The sequence below is a fragment of the Salinarchaeum sp. IM2453 genome (assembly GCF_019693215.1).
Classification (GTDB): Archaea; Halobacteriota; Halobacteria; order Halobacteriales; family Salinarchaeaceae; genus IM2453.
The window spans coordinates 2,128,565-2,144,759 of the sequence record NZ_CP081183.1 but is presented as its reverse complement, the minus strand read 5'-3'; the positions used below and the strand labels follow the sequence as shown (position 1 = coordinate 2,144,759).

The 16,195-nt window shown below is 46.6% G+C and carries 17 protein-coding genes and 1 tRNA gene; 10 read left to right on the top strand and 8 right to left on the bottom strand.

The window, feature by feature from the left end; all coding sequences use genetic code 11:
• The first annotated feature begins 239 nt into the window (after window positions 1-239).
• The 4 genes from K0C01_RS10265 to K0C01_RS10250 all read left to right on the top strand — a co-directional run bounded on the left by K0C01_RS10265 (window position 240) and on the right by K0C01_RS10250 (window position 3,657).
• On the top strand, window positions 240-422 hold the full coding sequence (locus K0C01_RS10265) for a hypothetical protein (RefSeq protein WP_221169612.1): 183 nt from the start codon (window positions 240-242) through the stop codon (window positions 420-422).
• A 265-nt stretch (window positions 423-687) separates the two neighbouring features.
• Window positions 688-1,965, top strand: a complete 1,278-nt coding sequence (locus K0C01_RS10260) for an MFS transporter (RefSeq protein ID WP_221169611.1) — start codon at window positions 688-690, stop codon at window positions 1,963-1,965.
• Window positions 1,962-2,825: a hypothetical protein gene (locus K0C01_RS10255; RefSeq protein ID WP_221169610.1), complete on the top strand. Its 864-nt coding sequence runs from the start codon at window positions 1,962-1,964 to the stop codon at window positions 2,823-2,825. Before K0C01_RS10260 ends, K0C01_RS10255 begins: the two co-directional genes overlap by 4 nt.
• A 70-nt stretch (window positions 2,826-2,895) precedes the next feature.
• Window positions 2,896-3,657 (top strand): hypothetical protein, encoded by a 762-nt coding sequence (locus tag K0C01_RS10250; protein ID WP_221169609.1) that lies wholly within the window; start codon window positions 2,896-2,898, stop codon window positions 3,655-3,657.
• Between the two features lie 239 nt (window positions 3,658-3,896).
• On the opposite strand, the gene K0C01_RS10245 is transcribed toward K0C01_RS10250, so the two are convergent.
• From K0C01_RS10245 to K0C01_RS10220, 6 genes are all read right to left on the bottom strand, one after another.
• Window positions 3,897-5,135, bottom strand: a complete 1,239-nt coding sequence (locus K0C01_RS10245; RefSeq protein ID WP_221169608.1) for an RNA-guided endonuclease InsQ/TnpB family protein — start codon at window positions 5,133-5,135, stop codon at window positions 3,897-3,899.
• Between the two features lie 22 nt (window positions 5,136-5,157).
• Window positions 5,158-5,286: an AbrB/MazE/SpoVT family DNA-binding domain-containing protein gene (locus K0C01_RS10240; protein WP_221169607.1), complete on the bottom strand. Its 129-nt coding sequence runs from the start codon at window positions 5,284-5,286 to the stop codon at window positions 5,158-5,160.
• A gap of 20 nt (window positions 5,287-5,306) precedes the next feature.
• A complete protein-coding gene (locus tag K0C01_RS10235; RefSeq protein WP_221169606.1) occupies window positions 5,307-5,873 on the bottom strand; it encodes a hypothetical protein in 567 nt (188 codons plus the stop codon).
• A gap of 276 nt (window positions 5,874-6,149) precedes the next feature.
• Window positions 6,150-7,196 carry an enolase-like domain-containing protein gene (locus K0C01_RS10230; protein WP_221169605.1) on the bottom strand — a complete coding sequence of 349 codons (1,047 nt, stop codon included), beginning with the start codon at window positions 7,194-7,196 and terminating at the stop codon, window positions 6,150-6,152.
• A 424-nt stretch (window positions 7,197-7,620) separates the two neighbouring features.
• Window positions 7,621-7,695 (bottom strand) — tRNA-Ile (locus K0C01_RS10225).
• A 140-nt stretch (window positions 7,696-7,835) separates the two neighbouring features.
• Window positions 7,836-8,309 (bottom strand): deoxyuridine 5'-triphosphate nucleotidohydrolase, encoded by a 474-nt coding sequence (locus K0C01_RS10220; protein WP_221169604.1) that lies wholly within the window; start codon window positions 8,307-8,309, stop codon window positions 7,836-7,838.
• A gap of 127 nt (window positions 8,310-8,436) precedes the next feature.
• On the opposite strand from K0C01_RS10220, the gene dph2 reads away from it, so the two are divergent.
• Both dph2 and K0C01_RS10210 read left to right on the top strand, forming a co-directional pair.
• Window positions 8,437-9,465: a diphthamide biosynthesis enzyme Dph2 gene (gene dph2 / locus K0C01_RS10215; RefSeq protein WP_221169603.1), complete on the top strand. Its 1,029-nt coding sequence runs from the start codon at window positions 8,437-8,439 to the stop codon at window positions 9,463-9,465.
• A gap of 79 nt (window positions 9,466-9,544) precedes the next feature.
• Window positions 9,545-10,171 carry an METTL5 family protein gene (locus K0C01_RS10210; RefSeq protein ID WP_221169602.1) on the top strand — a complete coding sequence of 209 codons (627 nt, stop codon included), beginning with the start codon at window positions 9,545-9,547 and terminating at the stop codon, window positions 10,169-10,171.
• A gap of 49 nt (window positions 10,172-10,220) precedes the next feature.
• On the opposite strand, the gene K0C01_RS10205 is transcribed toward K0C01_RS10210, so the two are convergent.
• A complete protein-coding gene (locus tag K0C01_RS10205; protein WP_221169601.1) occupies window positions 10,221-11,867 on the bottom strand; it encodes a rhomboid family intramembrane serine protease in 1,647 nt (548 codons plus the stop codon).
• A 118-nt stretch (window positions 11,868-11,985) separates the two neighbouring features.
• Here K0C01_RS10205 and K0C01_RS10200 point away from each other — a divergent pair, with 118 nt between their 5' ends.
• A complete protein-coding gene (locus K0C01_RS10200) occupies window positions 11,986-12,270 on the top strand; it encodes a DNA-directed RNA polymerase subunit L (RefSeq protein WP_221169600.1) in 285 nt (94 codons plus the stop codon).
• A gap of 55 nt (window positions 12,271-12,325) precedes the next feature.
• Here K0C01_RS10200 and hisF read toward each other — a convergent pair whose 3' ends face one another.
• Entirely contained in the window at window positions 12,326-13,141 is an 816-nt protein-coding gene (hisF, locus tag K0C01_RS10195) for an imidazole glycerol phosphate synthase subunit HisF (protein WP_221169599.1), read from the bottom strand.
• A 204-nt stretch (window positions 13,142-13,345) separates the two neighbouring features.
• Between hisF and K0C01_RS10190 the strand changes: the two genes are divergently transcribed.
• The 3 genes from K0C01_RS10190 (at window position 13,346) to K0C01_RS10180 (ending at window position 16,187) form a co-directional block, all read left to right on the top strand.
• Window positions 13,346-13,774, top strand: a complete 429-nt coding sequence (locus K0C01_RS10190; protein WP_221171251.1) for a universal stress protein — start codon at window positions 13,346-13,348, stop codon at window positions 13,772-13,774.
• A 114-nt stretch (window positions 13,775-13,888) separates the two neighbouring features.
• Window positions 13,889-14,947 carry a ferrochelatase gene (gene hemH / locus K0C01_RS10185; RefSeq protein ID WP_221169598.1) on the top strand — a complete coding sequence of 353 codons (1,059 nt, stop codon included), beginning with the start codon at window positions 13,889-13,891 and terminating at the stop codon, window positions 14,945-14,947.
• Between the two features lie 148 nt (window positions 14,948-15,095).
• Complete coding sequence (locus tag K0C01_RS10180) at window positions 15,096-16,187, top strand: PAS domain-containing sensor histidine kinase (protein WP_221169597.1); 1,092 nt, start codon at window positions 15,096-15,098, stop codon at window positions 16,185-16,187.
• Window positions 16,188-16,195 lie beyond the last annotated feature (8 nt).

Here is a 16,195-nt window from a genome sequence, read left to right as displayed (position 1 = left end):
TACCCATTCTCCTACATATAACTTTTTTTAGTTTCATTAGAAAAATGTGTGAATGAAATAAGTTACATATTAAGATCGAATCTAGATTTACAGAACTGTTTATCAGAGAGCCAAAGTGAGAACCCATAATGGATAAGTAACTACTTCGCAGATCGTCTGTAGGTTAAGACTGCATTGGTAGGTTGCAGACTGCGAAGTTTTGAGTTATACCCATAATATCAGTCTATATTACTCAGTACATGGCGCAAGATGGAAACGCAGCGATTGTTCATTACACGGCAAGATTATATGATATAGATGAATCCTCATGTGTAGTGGACACCACCGATTCTGTAGTCGCCAAAGAGTATGATATATACAATCCATACCGTGACCATGGATCACTTGAGTGTGAATTACCCCTTCCTACTCACCTGCCGTAATAGCCGCTCTCCCTTGAGACAGAGGCTTCCTGTTCTAACTACACTGACCAGATGACACAATCTCTAGAATATCTCCTTGTCCAAATGCTTATATGTCTTTGTTAGGAAACTGATGATAACCATGATGGCGATTAACATGGAGAGCCCGAGCACCGAAATGACAGCATTCACCCCAGAAAGTCAGGCACAGAAACGGTATTACTCTGGGGATCACAAGAAATCTAATGACTCGGAGTGAAGATTAGATGCAGTCTTGTCGTGAGAAATGAAACTCTTTGAATTTGCCTCTAATCGTCAGTGGACTCCAATTGCTGGCTATGTGATCTATATTGCGACACTCACTGCCGGGTACTATTACAATCTCACCTTTGTACAACTGGGGCTGACTGATCTTGGAACACGAGAAATTGGGATGCCACCTGAGGAAGTGTCAGTTGTGATGGCTGTGCTTGCTCTTCTTACGTTGATCGTTGCCATCCTCAGTGGAATAGTGATGGACAGACAAGGGTGGAGCACAGATCTTTATGCAAAATTTCGGTTGCTATTTTTGATTGTCCTTGTTCAGCTTTGTTTGACCATAGCCTCGCCATTCATAGCCACAACTGAGGCATTCATTGGATGGATTGTTATCTGTTCTTTGACTCTCGGGGTTGGAATTCCGGTCACATTCAGTTTTATGATTGATTTTATCCCAGTTAGGGATCGAGGATATGCCGCTGCAACTGTAGCAGGCCTTTCATTTTTCGTTGCAGCGTTATATCCTATTGAGTGGCAAATTGAACAATTCAGTCTCGTCATGAGTGTAATGATGGTACCGGGTGTGCTGATTCTCGGTGTGCTCTCTCTAAAACAATTCGCATTTATCGACATGCTTGCTGAACAGCATAAGCGAGAACACTTTGGTGTCGGTCGATTCTGTCGTCCTGCCCCTGTCCGGACATTTAGTTTTGCACTTTTAGCACCAATCGTGCTGATGTTTGGTGTTTTCTTTATTGACAGTCTCGGCTTCCTTCGAATCATTGAAGAGCCGATCTATATCTATACCTCTTGGCAGTCACCAGATCTGAATGTCCGGTTATTTATTGCGGTTATGCACGTGATCGGCGCTCTGGTTGGGGGGCTATTGTACACAAACTTTAGCCGAAACTGGTTATTTTTTTGGGTATTCTGTCTGTTTGCACTCACTCACCTGCTATACGTATTCGATATTCGCTTTGGAACAGACGGTACACCAGCGCTGCTGCTGCCAATGTTTTATGTGTTAGCAGTTAGTTTTTATACTACGCTTAATTTTGCTCTATGGCCAGACCTCTCAACTCCTGAGACAATTGGGATCCATACTGCACTCGGTGTTGGTATTGCTGGATGGCTAGCAACGTTCATGAGTACCGCACTGGCACTGTATTCTGAAGGGATTGGGCTTCCCCTTGAAACGCACCTAATATATGTTAATGCGCTTTCGCTCCTATTCGTTGCTGGTCTGCCGATACTACTCTATATTCATCGTATGTTTGTGTTAGCAAAAAGAGGTGTACCTTCATGAATATAGAAACAATTCCACTGTTGATCATCGCTTTACTCATGATTTCAGCTGGCGGGGCAGGTATTGAAACTACAGAACTCATGATCGAAGGCGAACACGAGATAACAGAGCATGATGGTGCATTGATTGTCGGAGATGCAACCGTTACAGTGCCGGCTGATGAATCTATATCTGGACCAGTGTATATCATTGGTGGTGAGCTACAGGTTCAGGGCTCAATCGAAGACGACGTGACACAGTTGGCAGGGATACTTATTGTTGAGAGCAGTGGTTCTATCGATGGAGAGTTCCAACATATTGGTGGGACAAAAGAAATCGCTGGTGGAGCATTAATTGTTGAACAGTCAACGCTTGAGTTCACTCCGGCCGATCCTGACCCAGTTGCAGCGTACACTCCCATCGTTGTAATGACAGTCGTGCTGGCAATTGCAGGGGCTTGGCTTTCGCGGACACATCAGCATCTTCTCAACACCGTTGGTTCAGCAGCACGCAATTATCCGGTTATCAGCCTAAGTGTCGGTACTCTTCTCGCAGTCACGTTCTTGGTCCTTTTTGTGTTCATGGCGTTTACACTCGTCTTACTGCCGGTTAGCATTATCGGACTGCTTGCTGGGATGCTGGTAATTGCCTATGGAATCATTGCGCTGGGATACTTAATCGGTCAGCAAATAGACACCTCGCGGAGCGGTTTAGCAACTGCTCTTGGAATTGTGGCCGTTATGATGTTCCTGCAAGTGATTGGTATTCTTCCAGTCCTTGGGGATATCATCGCTATTGGGCTTTTACTGATTGGGCTTGGAGCAGTCATTATTACGTATTTCGGGCTCCAAGAATTTGAGCCAGTTTCACTTCCTGGGTGATATTAAGACATCTGAGGTGATTTCTGGAGATAAATAGCAGGAGGCTTTGGTAAGCAAACAAAGTATATGCATGAGCGTAAATACTGGTGGACACCGGCAGGCAGCTATACAGGAACTTGCAGCACAAGCGTATGACTCAGCAGGCGACGAGTACAGCCGTGCCGCCTGGTCTGTGCTATCTGATCCACGTGAAGATGTTGACACATTTGAGCTTTCACAAAAGGGCTGGACTGGGATCGGGATAAGCTATCTGTTAAAAGCAGCAATCTGTTATCGAGTCGCTGGATTGGATACACGAGCCGAACAGCGAGGGACAGCTGGGTTAATGATTACAAAAGATCTTATTGGTCGTACAGAACGAACAGTACAAGTTGGCTGTCTCAAAGAGATGGGAGGTGACTTTCGAGTGATAGCAGACCTTGGCGAGGCCAAACCAGTATACAAATCTGCAGTCTCAACGTATCAGGACGTAACAGTAGATGATCCCCAGTCATGGACAACAACACCACTCTTTGAAGCTGCAGCATCACCACTCAAGCAGCTTGCCCGAGGACAAGAAAACGGGGAAATTGCGGTTACATGGGAAGATTTGCACGGGTCTGATCCATCGCAACCAAGTGCATTCCTTGCACATCGAGTGAAATACAAACATCAGCATCTACCGGCGTATCTTACGCAAGCAATCAAAGACAGCATGTTTGCTGCTCCACGGGGTTCAACAGCATACAACACGGATTCTTATCAGTGTCCTACGTGCGGGTCAAGAGACGTTAATTGGACAGGTGATAGCACGCTGTGCCTTCGCTGCTCATCGCCAACAGAAAAGCGGTAGCACGAGCAAACAATCGCCACCTGATAAACACCAGCAGTGGATATATACACAGAGCGCTAACTGCCATTATGTCTCGTTATCGACTCACTGATCTTGAAATAATCCGTGAAGAAGGATCATGGCTTTGTACGGTTCGAGATCAGCATGACAATAAAGAAGAGTTACTATTAGTTCCCTGTGATAGTACGGAACACCAGCCAGTCAGAGCATGGTTCAATGAATGTGAACTCACCCCGGGGTCAAGCCCCAGGGCTTCCTGTTTCAACGACGCGCTTTGCACTCACAGTCTCTCGCTGAGGCGTGAGCGTAGGGAGCGCAGTCTCCACAGGCGTTGATTCGGACTGTCCCAGCCCTAACTGCTTGAGTCCTCTGTAGAGCATATTCTTCGCCGCGTTCAGATCGCGGTCTTCCGTATGACCGCACGCTGGACACGAGTGTTCCCGCACCCAGAGTGGCTTATCCGTCTCAACACCACACACAGCGCACTCTTTCGTCGTGCCTTCCGGCTTCACCGTTTCAACGTGTGTGCCGTGTAGCTCAGCCTTGTACTCCAACAGTTCGATAAACCGTGACCACGCGGCATCCTGCTTGTTCTTGGCGTTCTGGCTGGTTTCCAGCATTGGCTTCGCATCTAAGTCTTCGACGGCCACGACATCGTACTCTGTAACCAACCACGTCGTCAGTTTGTGCTGGAAATCTTCGACCTTCCGCTTGATTGTTCGTTTCGCTCGGGCCACCTTCCGACGCTGGTTCTCCCAGTTAGCGGACCCGTGTTCTTTTCGAGCGAGTTTCCGCTGTTCGCGGGCGTAACGGTCGTACTCATCGGACAGGTCGAGTGTATCAACGGACAGGTTCTCCGACGTGAGGATGTAGCTGGTAATGCCAAGGTCAACACCCACACAGTCTTCGGGGTCGATCTCGCTTAGTGACGGTTTCCCCGGCGTGCCTTCCACAGTGGTGACGAGCGAGACGTACCATTCGCCCGTCGTTTCTTGTTTCAGGATTATCTCGTCAATGTCCTCTGCTGGTGGGACGTCGCGGTCTGCTCGGATTTTGAACCAGCCAATTTTTTCGAGTCGGAGTCGCACGAACCGGTCGTCGCCCGTGTTGTGATCCACGTTCCAGCGACGGGGTTGATTGTACGACACCGACCGGAATTCGCCCGCTCCTTGCCATTTCAACCGTCCGACGTTGTAGCCTTCTTTTCGCCGTTCTTTCAAGGTTTCCAGATCGCTGTGGATTTGGGTGATGGCTTGTTGTGCGGCGTGTTGAGAGGGTTCTGCAAAGGTGGGCCACTGGTCTGTCCAGTTTTTGAGTTTGTTGTGTTGGTCGTAGTCAGATGGCCTGTCGTTGTAGTCTGCGTTGTAGTAGTCTCGGACAGCGTGGTTGCGAATCTGCCGGAGGATGTCGATGTGCCGCCACGCTTCGGTTGCTACGTCATCGGGCAGATACGCACGGAAGCGAAGCGTGTGTTTCATCGTTGGATGGTCGAGTTTTGGTTCAGTCGAGTTTTTCGACGGTGAGTTTCAGCTGGTCGCCTTCTTCGAGATTAAGCCCGTCTCGGACTTCTTCTGGGATTGTAACGACACCGCGCTGTCGTATCTTCGGGTAACATTCCATCTGACTCATACTGTATTATACTTTTTGATTCAGTATAAAGCTGTCGGCTTCAACCCCGGGGCAGTCGCCTTGTACCGCCTGTACACCGCAGTCTTGGCTCCTGTGACAATCCATTCCCCATAATTACTATCTTGGATGACAGTAGCAGTCCGCATCCGTTTGGCGGTGGCATCACCAATAAGAAGCCCAATGATAATAATCAAACCACCACCGATCAACTCAGGAACATAGAGAACTAGAAATTCTGCCCAGTCACTTGCTACAGTTGCATTCGCAACCTCGGCAGAAATTAAAATCGCAAACAAAAGTACGTACAACTGCACGACGAATACTACAAGGCTCGCTGCGGTTTGATTTTCGCTCACAACATTCTCAAGAGGTGTCTTGTCAAGACGAGTAGCAATATTCAATTGATTGGCTAGCCGCTCCACTGGAGGGCTAAGCCTTCTTGCAACAACGATACCAGCGACGAGGATTATGACAACGAGGATAATAGTCGGCAGCAACTCAATAATTGTTTCAATGCTATCTTCAATGGTTTCAGTAAACGTATCGGCAAGGAGCGGAGCCATTTCTAGCCTGTTGGCTAATAACATTACTCAATTCTATGAATAGGCATACTTAACACCCAGTTTGGAGGGGATATTTGGGATATAGATAGGTGTATAATATACAAAGATAATAGATAATTTATATTTAATTTATTCAGTGTTTACAATACGGCTGGTTAACGGACTTGGCGTTGATCTCTATCGATAATGGAGGGCGGTTTGTTGAGGTCCAGCTCTAAACGGTACAGATAGTATAACTTATTTTATGTCTTTATACTACGAACACACAAGGAAGATTGATCTCGTATGAGGCGCAAGCGACTATTTCCAGCTAAATCCCTGTTGTTCTGACGGAGGAACAAGTGGGCTCGACGGAAGGCCACTGCTTGGCGTTGGATCGTTGTACTCTTTGAGAGCTATGTCGTTCGGAGCATCGGGATAAAATAACGATGCAAGAGCATGTAGGTGACCACGTCCAACTCCAAGTTCAAACTGTCCTCCGCCGAACATCTGTATCCCGTTGTTGAGACAATATTCAATCGTATCAAAGAGGGCCTGTACTGAACCGAATCGGGAGGGTTTGATATTTATCCATGCAGGTTCCCAAGGAAGGCGTTCAACAGTCTCGACACTCCGAATCGGATAGTCCCAGGTAACACGTCCTTCATGACCTTCGAACAACGGTCGTGTCGTTTCGGTTAATGCTGGATCTTCGATAAGTGCCTCAGGAAAGCCATCGATGATTCGCCTGTACAGGTCAGGGTCTGCTGACTGATCAACTGTCGTTCCATGATATTGGCCTTTGAGATCGAGAACGCGAACGGCGTTGGTGTTAGCTAAGAGAGAAACAGTTTCATCTGTCCAGTCAGAGGTTGGATCAAGTTTGAACTCAAGGCTAGAATCTCGTTCAAGCCAGTTAAGTATTCGATCACCTGTTGGTGGGTCACCCAATCGTGTGCTTACAACAAATCGTACTGGATCACATTCTCGGTTGAGACGCTCTGCAAGATTTACTCCAGTCTGCTTCAACCCGAGATCAAGTGCAGCACTTTCGAATGCCCACCGTCGGTAGTTCCAAAAAACAGATTGCTCTGGTCTGCTCCCGAAGAAGAGATCCAAATCGCCAATCATATCAGAGAACTCTGTCAGCGTAAATTGTCCTGTTATCGAGAGAGATGACGCACGATGGAATGTGTCGTGTTCATTTGCATCGTATGTTACATCTTCACCATGCCCTGTCTCATCCTCACCGTGGAGCGAAACAGTTGTTGTGACACGGGTAAAACCGCTGGAAGTCTCTCGTTCGTTACGATGTAGGTCATACCCCTCAATTTCAACGCTAAGGTCACTCAGGTGATCATAGAGCATAAATCGTATATGTGTTTCTAACAGGTATGGCTTAGGCTGGTCTTTTCTACAGAAGATTCTTGATTTCGGTTCGGATGTTCGGAAGGGTCGGGTAATCTGACATTTTTATCCGCACCCGATCCTTTCTGGAGTCGTTTTTTGCAGTCACAAGCAAGGCATCGCCAGATGACATCTTCTTGATCGCCGAAAACACGACAGAAGTCGTCTGAAACGACAGTCCCGCAAAATTTACATCTGCGGACTGTCATTTTGACCACCTCTTTTCGGCTATTTTAATCGCATGACGGCGACGCCCACCGCTCACCAATCCGGTGAGCTCATTGAAAAATGGGTGGTAATCCGATTTCCAATATCTGCTTTTCAGACGTTGAGACGTCTGATAATAGCCGTATAGCAGGTGGCTGGAAAACGCACCTTTATAGAGTGGGCCTGCCCGGATTTGAACCGAGGACGAAGCGGTTATGAGCCGCTCTCTCTAACCAGACTGAGATACAGGCCCTCACTGGTCTGTAGGATAAACTGTAACTAATGTTTGTCGGAACAGTCTTTGGCTTTTCAGATAGTTAATACCACATATTTTATATTTTGTGAGCTAATGGAGTCCACATTTCGAGAGCACACTACGGGAAGTATATATTTCTACTCTGTTTCGCTGACCCGTTCGTGCTGATAGGATCCATTATAGTGTCCGTCATGATTTGCTTCGGCTAGTACAAACTGAGCAATTCGTGCGCCCTGCTCAATAGTAAGTGGTCGGTTTACGGTGAGAAGGCCTTCTCCTTTGCCTTCATACCCTGCATCCCAGACAGCAGTATTGAGCATGCCGGAATTACGCATAAGGGAGGATCGCGGTAGTACAAAACCGATGTGGCCGTCAGGAACAGAGATTACCTCTCCGTACTGGAGAATGTAGGCACCTGCCGAAAGCTGAAATTCACCGTTAACCATCTCAATCTCAGCTCGATCTCCAATTTCCTTCCCGTTCTGACGGATTGCACCGGGGGTAATCTGTTCATAAATCATTTCGGTAGTCAAATCCACGCCATTTGGCTGTACCTGCTCAGCGTTCACCGGTTCAATATGCTCTGCAACAAAAGACCCAGAACGATACATATCGGATGTATCTGGTCGGCTTGCAAATGCTTTTCGAGAGCAATGAGAATCATCGAAAGTGGATCGATATTTACTGCCAGAGAGAAAAGCGGCGAGGTTTTACGCACGTAATCACTAATACAGTAAAATGGCGAATAACGATGGTATTGGCGGCTCAGGGCTTGTCCTTACTCATGATCGGGAATGGGACTATGAACTTGATCGGATTGCTGACGCCGTCGCCGAGAAGGATGCTGAGACAATTGGTCTGCAGTTCCCCGAAGGACTAAAACGGCAGTCAACAGATGTTGTAGACGACATTGATGCCTACCTTGATCGCGATGTTTCCATGCTTGTCTCTGGAAAGCCTTGCTATGGAGCATGTGATCTTGATATGGAGTTAGCTCGACGGACAGATTTATTCATTCATTTCGGTCATACCCCAATGCAAAACAGCGATGGGATGATATACGTTCCGCTGTTCTCAAATGTTGATCCACTGCCCATTGTTGAGCAAGCATTAGAGTCAATTCCTAACTCTACAGAGAAGGTTGGGCTCACAACCACAGCCCAGCATCTCAATAAAATCGATGGGATTAAGAAGTTTATTAAAAATGACGGTTACACACCACTAACTGACGACGGCGATGAACGACTAACTCGCGAAGGTCAGGTCTTGGGATGCAATTATACAAGTGCAGATCTTGATGCGGAATATCTCCTTTATGTAGGTGGCGGTAAGTTCCATCCGGTTGGATTGGCGATGGAACACCCCGAAAAGACCGTTGTGATAGCTGATCCGGTAAACAATATTGTCACCGAAGCAGAGTCGGAACAGTTTATCAAAAAACGCTACGCAACGATCCACAAAGCGATGGACGCAACTACCTGGGGAGTTATTTACTGTACAAAGATTGGACAAGGCCGATGGGAGACAGCAACAGAAATTGTGGAAGATAACGAGAACGCATATCTGATCACAACGGACGAGGTGACTCCAGACCGTCTCCATAGCTTCGATGTTGATGCATTTGTAAACACTGGCTGTCCGCGAATCACGACCGATGACGGACCACAGTTCCCAAAGCCACTACTGACACCGGAAGAGTATGAGATTGCGACCGGGCAAAAACCAATGGATGAGTTGTCATTTGATACGTTCCACGGGACTTGGTAAACGATAGCTCCGAGATTCTCAATGAATTACTATAAGTAATTCAACAATACTTTAGTATTAGCACAGTGTATTAAAGTGTATGAGTACACGGCGGTCTTTGGCCCAACGACTAGGTGTAGTGGCTGGGTTTGATGACCCACTTGTTGATTTAGAACAGTACACAACACCCCCAGAATTAGCCGCCAGCATTGTTCACGTTGCCGACCTGCACGAAGACATCGAGAATCAGACTGTTATTGATCTTGGAAGTGGGACCGGAATGCTTGCTCTGGCAGCAGCATTGCGCGGCCCGGACCGTGTTATTGGTGTTGAACTTGATCGAGACGCACTATCAACTGCTATAAAGAACCGACAGCGTATTGCAACAAATACATCAGTTGACTGGATCTGTGCAGATGCCCGCAATCCGCCTCTTTCCACAAAGCGTTCGCAGACGACAGTGTTGATGAACCCACCATTCGGCGCCCAAGATGGCAACGAAGGCGCAGATCGATCGTTCCTCAAGACTGCCAAATCACTTGCCCGAGTTTCGTACTCGGTGCATAATGCAGGGAGTCAGGAGTTTGTTAATGCTTTTGTCGAAGAACTTGGTGGTGAAGTCACACACGAATTCGCAGCAGAGTTAGATGTTGACCATCAGTTTGCATTCCATGAAAAAGCAACCAAATCTATCGATGCTGAAGTCTTCCGAATTGTCTGGGGGTGAACATCAGACATCCGTCTAGAGGTTATCTTTCCCTGATACACAGGCCAAGTTATTCTTCTTGGGCGACTGTTGTTACTGTACCATCACGTTCTGCGCTAATGAATTTCGTACCATTAGTCTCGCTTGCTCGAAACATAATTCCGCCAATCTCAACTGACTCGTTGACACTCGGGATCGATGCCGTTTCTTCGACACCGTCAGAACCCTCTACCGTAATTGTAAACCGGTCATCTATGTCGGGGGCAAACGAGATACTCCGATTGTCAATGCGAATATTTGCTGTTGACGCGTTGGATTCGTAAGCTGTGACCAACTGATCATCGTGACGTAACTCGACAGCATAGACCGACTGTGCACCTAGAACCTGCAATCCGTCTCGCTCTGCAGTAACAGTTTCACGCCACCCAATCCCGCCAATCTGAATGTCTGCAGTTCCGGTTGACCGAAGTTGGTTTTGTGACGTATCCATGATCCAGAGTTGTCGCTGATCGCTAGCAACATAGACGCCGCTACTTGTTCGTTCGATTGTCTCATCAGTACCAGGGGCATCAAACACAAATTCTGTTGGATTCTCCGCATTCTCATCGTATCCAATGATATAGTCCTCAACAGCTAACTCATCATCTGCTGGCTCATCGTGATAGTCGATGATAACAAGATTAGTCACAATTCCGGGACCAATCAGAAAAGCCAAAATAGCAACTAATGAAATGACACCCGCCTCTCGCTGAGTGACAGAAGAGCCTTCGAATAACGGCCGTTTAGACGCGACAACGGTAGCAGTAACAAGAACCGCACCGATTAATACGACACTCACACCGAGAGCACGATAGAGTACAAATTCATTTCCGCCAAGTGGTCGGTAAATCTGCCATAACCCTCGAGTAAGTCCATAGATGAGGAGTGCAACAAACAATTCGAAGATACGTGGACGTTTATTTCGGTGGTAGAGGAGCGTAATTCCAAGTAGTACACCAATCAAAAAACCAAGGCCATGCCCCTGAACAGCTGTGCTAGTCCATCCAGGAAGAGTTGATGTTACACCAGCAAAGGAAATTGGTTCGACTAATCCGTCAAGAATTGTTCGAACAACACCAACGACAAGTAATCCGACGACTGTGATAATCGGGTAATAAACAACGGCAAACCCGCCAAATGCAAATACAACACCAGAAAATCCGATCACTGACCCAAGCGAAAAAGCTCCAGTCAACACAGCAATCACAAACGCAGCACCAGGGAACAAAACACAAGCTCGTATAATCGGATACCGATACCACGGCTGATCACGGCTAGCGTTTGTGCCACCTTGTCCATCTGGATAGTGGCCCCAGATATACTCAGCGATTGGCGCAAGGATCAGCGTAGTTGTAAGATTGCTGGTTAGGTGAGAGGGAGAACCATGTGCAAATCCAGAGGCGACTGTACCAGTTGGATAAAAGTAAGACCATGATCTGAAAGGATGGACAACAGGATTATCCCAATCATGAATCCCGCCTTGCAAAAAGAGGTATACTGCAAGAACCGTCACAATCGTGATCATCGAACCGACGGGAAGTCCATATATCAGTCGCGATTTGAGCCGCTTTCGCAGACGAACGTGTCCGTCACTGAACCGAAACGCAAGTGCGATCGAGATGAAAAACACAATAACAAGAAGTCCGGAAAACGCATAAGACAGAAGCTCCGTCTCCATTGTGCATTGGTATGAACTGTCTGCATATAAAACGCAGAATTATTGTTGGACAAATTTCTCTTTCAGCAACAGGGGCTGTTCCGTAAATTACAAACAGATTACGGACCTCTTTGTTAATATGGATCTTCGCGTTATCGATCATAGTGATAATGAACTTTCAATTGAAATTGCCGGAGAGAGTCACACATTTATGAATGTTCTGAAGGGTGCGCTACTAGAAACAGAAGGAGTTACTGCGGCGACATATGACATGAACCCGGAACAGTCTGGTGGGCAAACTGATCCGGTGCTAACAATCAAGACCGAACCAGGTGTAGATCCCCTAGACGCACTTGAGGACGGTGCCAGCCAAGTCCGTGAAAAGACAGACGCATTCACATCCGCTTTTGAAGCAGCGACATAATATCACCTAAAAAGAAAACAGATCAGTAGCATTGTATCAACTATAACAAACCAAGTTATCTGCGAACCGGAATTCCACGTTCGTCTAAGTACTGTTTGCACTCATTGATTCCATACTCGTCAAAGTGGAAAATCGACGCTGCAAGAGCAGCATCAGCATTAGCCTCAGCAAAAACTTCGTACATGTCTTCTGGACCACCACAACCTGAAGACGCAATAACTGGTGTATTTACCGTATCACAAACAGCTCGAGTAAGTGGAATATCATAGCCATCTTTTGTTCCATCTGCATCGATGGAGTTGATGAATAATTCACCGGAGCCACGTGATTCTGCTTCATTTGCCCATTCAATCACATCGCGACCAGTTCCTTCTCTGCCGCCTTTGATTGTACATTCAAACCAGCATGATTCACCGTCGATCTGTGCATAATGCTCTCCCTGTTCATCGAAGCGCCGTTTAGCATCAACGGAAATGACAATACATTGTGAACCAAATGCCGCTGCACCGTTGTTAATTAACTTAGGGTTATTCAATGCTCCAGTATTGATCGAGACTTTATCGGCTCCAGCACGTAGCGTTTCTTTGATATCTTCCTTTGTTCGAATTCCACCTCCGACAGTAAGCGGAATGAAACATTCATCGGCAACCGCAGAAACCGTATCAAGCATCGTTTCACGACCTTCAGCAGATGCGGTAATATCGAGAAAGACGAACTCGTCAGCGCCTGCCTCGTTGTATCGCTTAGCCATTTCAACGGGATCTCCTGTATACTTGAGGTCTTCAAAGTTTACCCCAGTATAAACGGCTGCGTTCCCATCTTCATCTAAGTCAACATCGATACATGGAATGATGCGTTTTGTGAGTGTCATTATTATCCGCTAACGGATGCCACCGTATAAAATGGCCGAACAGCGGTTTATATGACTTTACGATAGTTCAGCCAACCACCTTTGGAACAGCTTCCGTGTCACCCGCCTTAATTCGTCTGTGAATGCATATAGATAATTTGTACTAGTAACATCTGAAGCATTCCTCCCTAGTGATTCACATTGACAGGCAACGTTGATCGAGACATGGTGTCAGAGATCCTCGTACCGATGGATGACTCAGAGCACGCCGAAAAAGCGCTCGAATATGCAATAGATAATTTTCCTGAGGCCGAAATATCTGTCCTGCACGTAATTGGAGTACCTTCTTCGATGATGGGTGAGGCAACAACGCTTGCACTGGAAGATGACGCTGAGGAAGCAGTTACCAAACGAACGGATCCGGTATTCAAACGTGCTCAGGAGATTGCAAAAAAGCGTAACCGAGAAGTCACGACGCTAACTGGCATTGGGCATCCAGCGCGAAATATTATTGACCGTGCCGAAGAATATGACACAATTGTTATTGGAGCACACGGTTCAGACTGGAAGCGTGCGTCCCGGCGATTCCTTGTTGGAAACGTAGCAGATGCGGTCTCAAAACGTGCTCCAATCCCCGTGATTGTTGTCAGATAGTCACAGTGCGACAAGAAAAATTGCGGATCTGGAACTCAAGAAGCCAATTAGTACCTCACCAGACTTTTTTGTGTGTGCTCCAATATGAGCTTACCGTAATCAGTCGGGAGAAACATGAAAACAGGAATTGTATTACTTAATTATGGTGAGCCACAGACCGTAGATCGGAATACTGTTCGAGACTATCTCATTCGTATCTTTATGGACAATGCCTCATTGGATGGAGATACAACCGAGGCTGAGATTCGAGAACGATCAGAGCAACTCGCTGAACGACGTTTGCCTGGATTGCTTGAAGAATACCGGGAAATTGATGGATCACCACTTATTAAACAGGCCACCTCACAGAAGGAAGCTCTCGATACAGAGCTAGATCAACGTTGCCAATCCGTTAATGTGTACCATGCAATGCAACACGTTGATCCGTTAATTCCGGATATTACAGAACAACTGGCGGCTGATGAGATCTCACAAGTCATTGCAGTTCCCGTGTATCCGCTTTGTGGCCAGTCGACAACAGTTTCATCTGTCAACGCGTTGGAAGAAAGTATTGCAGATCTTTCTGAGTATAATCCTAATTTTTATTCGATTACAGGATGGCACCGATCACCATCGTACACTAGGTTGCGGGCAGAGAACATTACCACGTATTTGGACCGTAATAATCTTGAACCAAATGACTCAAACACAGCGTTTGTTTTCTCAGCTCATGGTACGCCAATAAAGTATTTGGAAGGCGACAGCCGCTATGATCTTTATGTCGATGAATATACCGAGATGATCAGTCAAGTGCTTGGGATAGAAGAATATCACCTCGGATTCCAAAATCATGAAAACCGTGGAATTGACTGGACCGAACCAGACATCGAGACAGTGATTGAATCCTTAGATGAATCAGTCGAACACGTTATCGTCGAACCGATGAGCTTCATGCACGAACAATCTGAGACACTTGTCGAGCTGGATATTGATCTTAAAAAAGAGGCAGTTGAGCGAGGATTTTCGTTCCATCGAATTCCTGTCCCACATGATGACGATCGGTTCCCGGCATTACTCGCAGACTTAGTAGAGCCGATTATTGCTGATGTTTCTCCTGAGTATTATCAGTTGCGACAGTGTCAATGCCGTCCAAAAGAAAACACATATTGTCTAAACGCGCCGTTTGAGAACTGACTGATTCTTCCTTTTTGACCTGCACGCAGATAACTACGCTCAGCGAGCGTTCACAGAATATCAAGGCGGATGCCACGGGGGTTGACCCCGAGGCAGTTGACAGGAACGTTATTATGTTCTCCAATAGTACATACAGTACATACTCGGCATGACGAGCGATCAGAGTTATTCGGCGGATTTATCCGCTGACCAGTTCCGATTCCTCATTGAACAAACCTCGGATGTGATCACCGTCGTTGATGAGATGGGGACGATCAAATATCAATCTCCAAGCTCGACGCACGTTAAGGGATGGGCTCCCGAAGAGCTGCATGGAGCAGATATTACAGAATACATCCATCCAGATGATCGAGAGCGAGTTGTTAACCAATTTCAAAGACTAGTTGAAGAGTCTGGATACATTGATACCGAGATTGAATTCAGGTTTCGATCAAAAGATCGAGGCTGGATATGGATTGCAGCAACCGGGACTGCTGCGGACGGTAAGCATGGACTTGATGGCTATATTACAGCAAGTCGTGATATTACCGATCGAAAAGAGACGGAAGAAGAATTAAAAACTGAGCGTGATCGACTCGCGTTACTGAACCAAATCGTGCGTCATGATATCCGTAACGATATGTCTGTCATTCTTGGATGGGCAGCCCAACTTGAGAAAAATATCGATAAACAGAGCAAGGACACACTAGATCGTATCATAGCGGCAGCACAGCATACTATGGAATTAACTGAATCGGTCCGAGACATTACGGAATTGCTGGGGTCTGATAACCCTGATCTTGAACCGATTGATCTTATCGAAGTGATTGAAGATGAGATTGCACAAGTTCAATCTGATTTTGCTGGCCATTCAAAGCCGCTGAAAATCACCGGTGACAAGCAATTTCCAAATGAACTTCATGTGCAAGCTAGCCCACTGTTGCGGTCTGTCTTTGGGAATTTGCTCCACAATGCTGTCTACCACAATGACAAGGAGTCCGTTGAGATTGAGATATCTATTGAGGAAGAGTCTGATTTGATTAATATAAGAGTTGCTGATAACGGGCCGGGGATCTCAGATGAACGAAAGCGGGAAATTTTCGGACGAGGTGAAAAGGGGCTTGAAAGTTCAGGAAGTGGGCTTGGACTATATCTTGTTGATAGTCTTGTTTCCACATTTGGCGGATCAGTTTGGGTTGAAGACAATGAGCCAGAAGGAGCAGTGTTTGTTATCGAATTACTCAAAGCTAAGATGGAGTGAACCTTCTA

What these genes read in the sequence shown, in the direction of transcription:
- K0C01_RS10200 (WP_221169600.1), top strand. Translation starts at nt 11,986, where the DNA reads ATGGATCTTCGCGTTATCGATCATAGTGATAATGAACTTTCAATTGAA.
- K0C01_RS10220 (WP_221169604.1), bottom strand. Translation starts at nt 8,309, where the DNA reads ATGTATCGTTCTGGGTCTTTTGTTGCAGAGCATATTGAACCGGTGAAC.
- K0C01_RS10190 (WP_221171251.1), top strand. Translation starts at nt 13,346, where the DNA reads ATGGTGTCAGAGATCCTCGTACCGATGGATGACTCAGAGCACGCCGAA.
- K0C01_RS10180 (WP_221169597.1), top strand. Translation starts at nt 15,096, where the DNA reads ATGACGAGCGATCAGAGTTATTCGGCGGATTTATCCGCTGACCAGTTC.
- K0C01_RS10235 (WP_221169606.1), bottom strand. Translation starts at nt 5,873, where the DNA reads ATGTTATTAGCCAACAGGCTAGAAATGGCTCCGCTCCTTGCCGATACG.
- K0C01_RS10210 (WP_221169602.1), top strand. Translation starts at nt 9,545, where the DNA reads ATGAGTACACGGCGGTCTTTGGCCCAACGACTAGGTGTAGTGGCTGGG.
- K0C01_RS10205 (WP_221169601.1), bottom strand. Translation starts at nt 11,867, where the DNA reads ATGGAGACGGAGCTTCTGTCTTATGCGTTTTCCGGACTTCTTGTTATT.
- K0C01_RS10245 (WP_221169608.1), bottom strand. Translation starts at nt 5,135, where the DNA reads ATGAAACACACGCTTCGCTTCCGTGCGTATCTGCCCGATGACGTAGCA.
- K0C01_RS10250 (WP_221169609.1), top strand. Translation starts at nt 2,896, where the DNA reads ATGAGCGTAAATACTGGTGGACACCGGCAGGCAGCTATACAGGAACTT.
- K0C01_RS10240 (WP_221169607.1), bottom strand. Translation starts at nt 5,286, where the DNA reads ATGAGTCAGATGGAATGTTACCCGAAGATACGACAGCGCGGTGTCGTT.
- hisF (WP_221169599.1), bottom strand. Translation starts at nt 13,141, where the DNA reads ATGACACTCACAAAACGCATCATTCCATGTATCGATGTTGACTTAGAT.
- hemH (WP_221169598.1), top strand. Translation starts at nt 13,889, where the DNA reads ATGAAAACAGGAATTGTATTACTTAATTATGGTGAGCCACAGACCGTA.
- K0C01_RS10260 (WP_221169611.1), top strand. Translation starts at nt 688, where the DNA reads ATGAAACTCTTTGAATTTGCCTCTAATCGTCAGTGGACTCCAATTGCT.
- dph2 (WP_221169603.1), top strand. Translation starts at nt 8,437, where the DNA reads ATGGCGAATAACGATGGTATTGGCGGCTCAGGGCTTGTCCTTACTCAT.
- K0C01_RS10265 (WP_221169612.1), top strand. Translation starts at nt 240, where the DNA reads ATGGCGCAAGATGGAAACGCAGCGATTGTTCATTACACGGCAAGATTA.
- K0C01_RS10255 (WP_221169610.1), top strand. Translation starts at nt 1,962, where the DNA reads ATGAATATAGAAACAATTCCACTGTTGATCATCGCTTTACTCATGATT.
- K0C01_RS10230 (WP_221169605.1), bottom strand. Translation starts at nt 7,196, where the DNA reads ATGCTCTATGATCACCTGAGTGACCTTAGCGTTGAAATTGAGGGGTAT.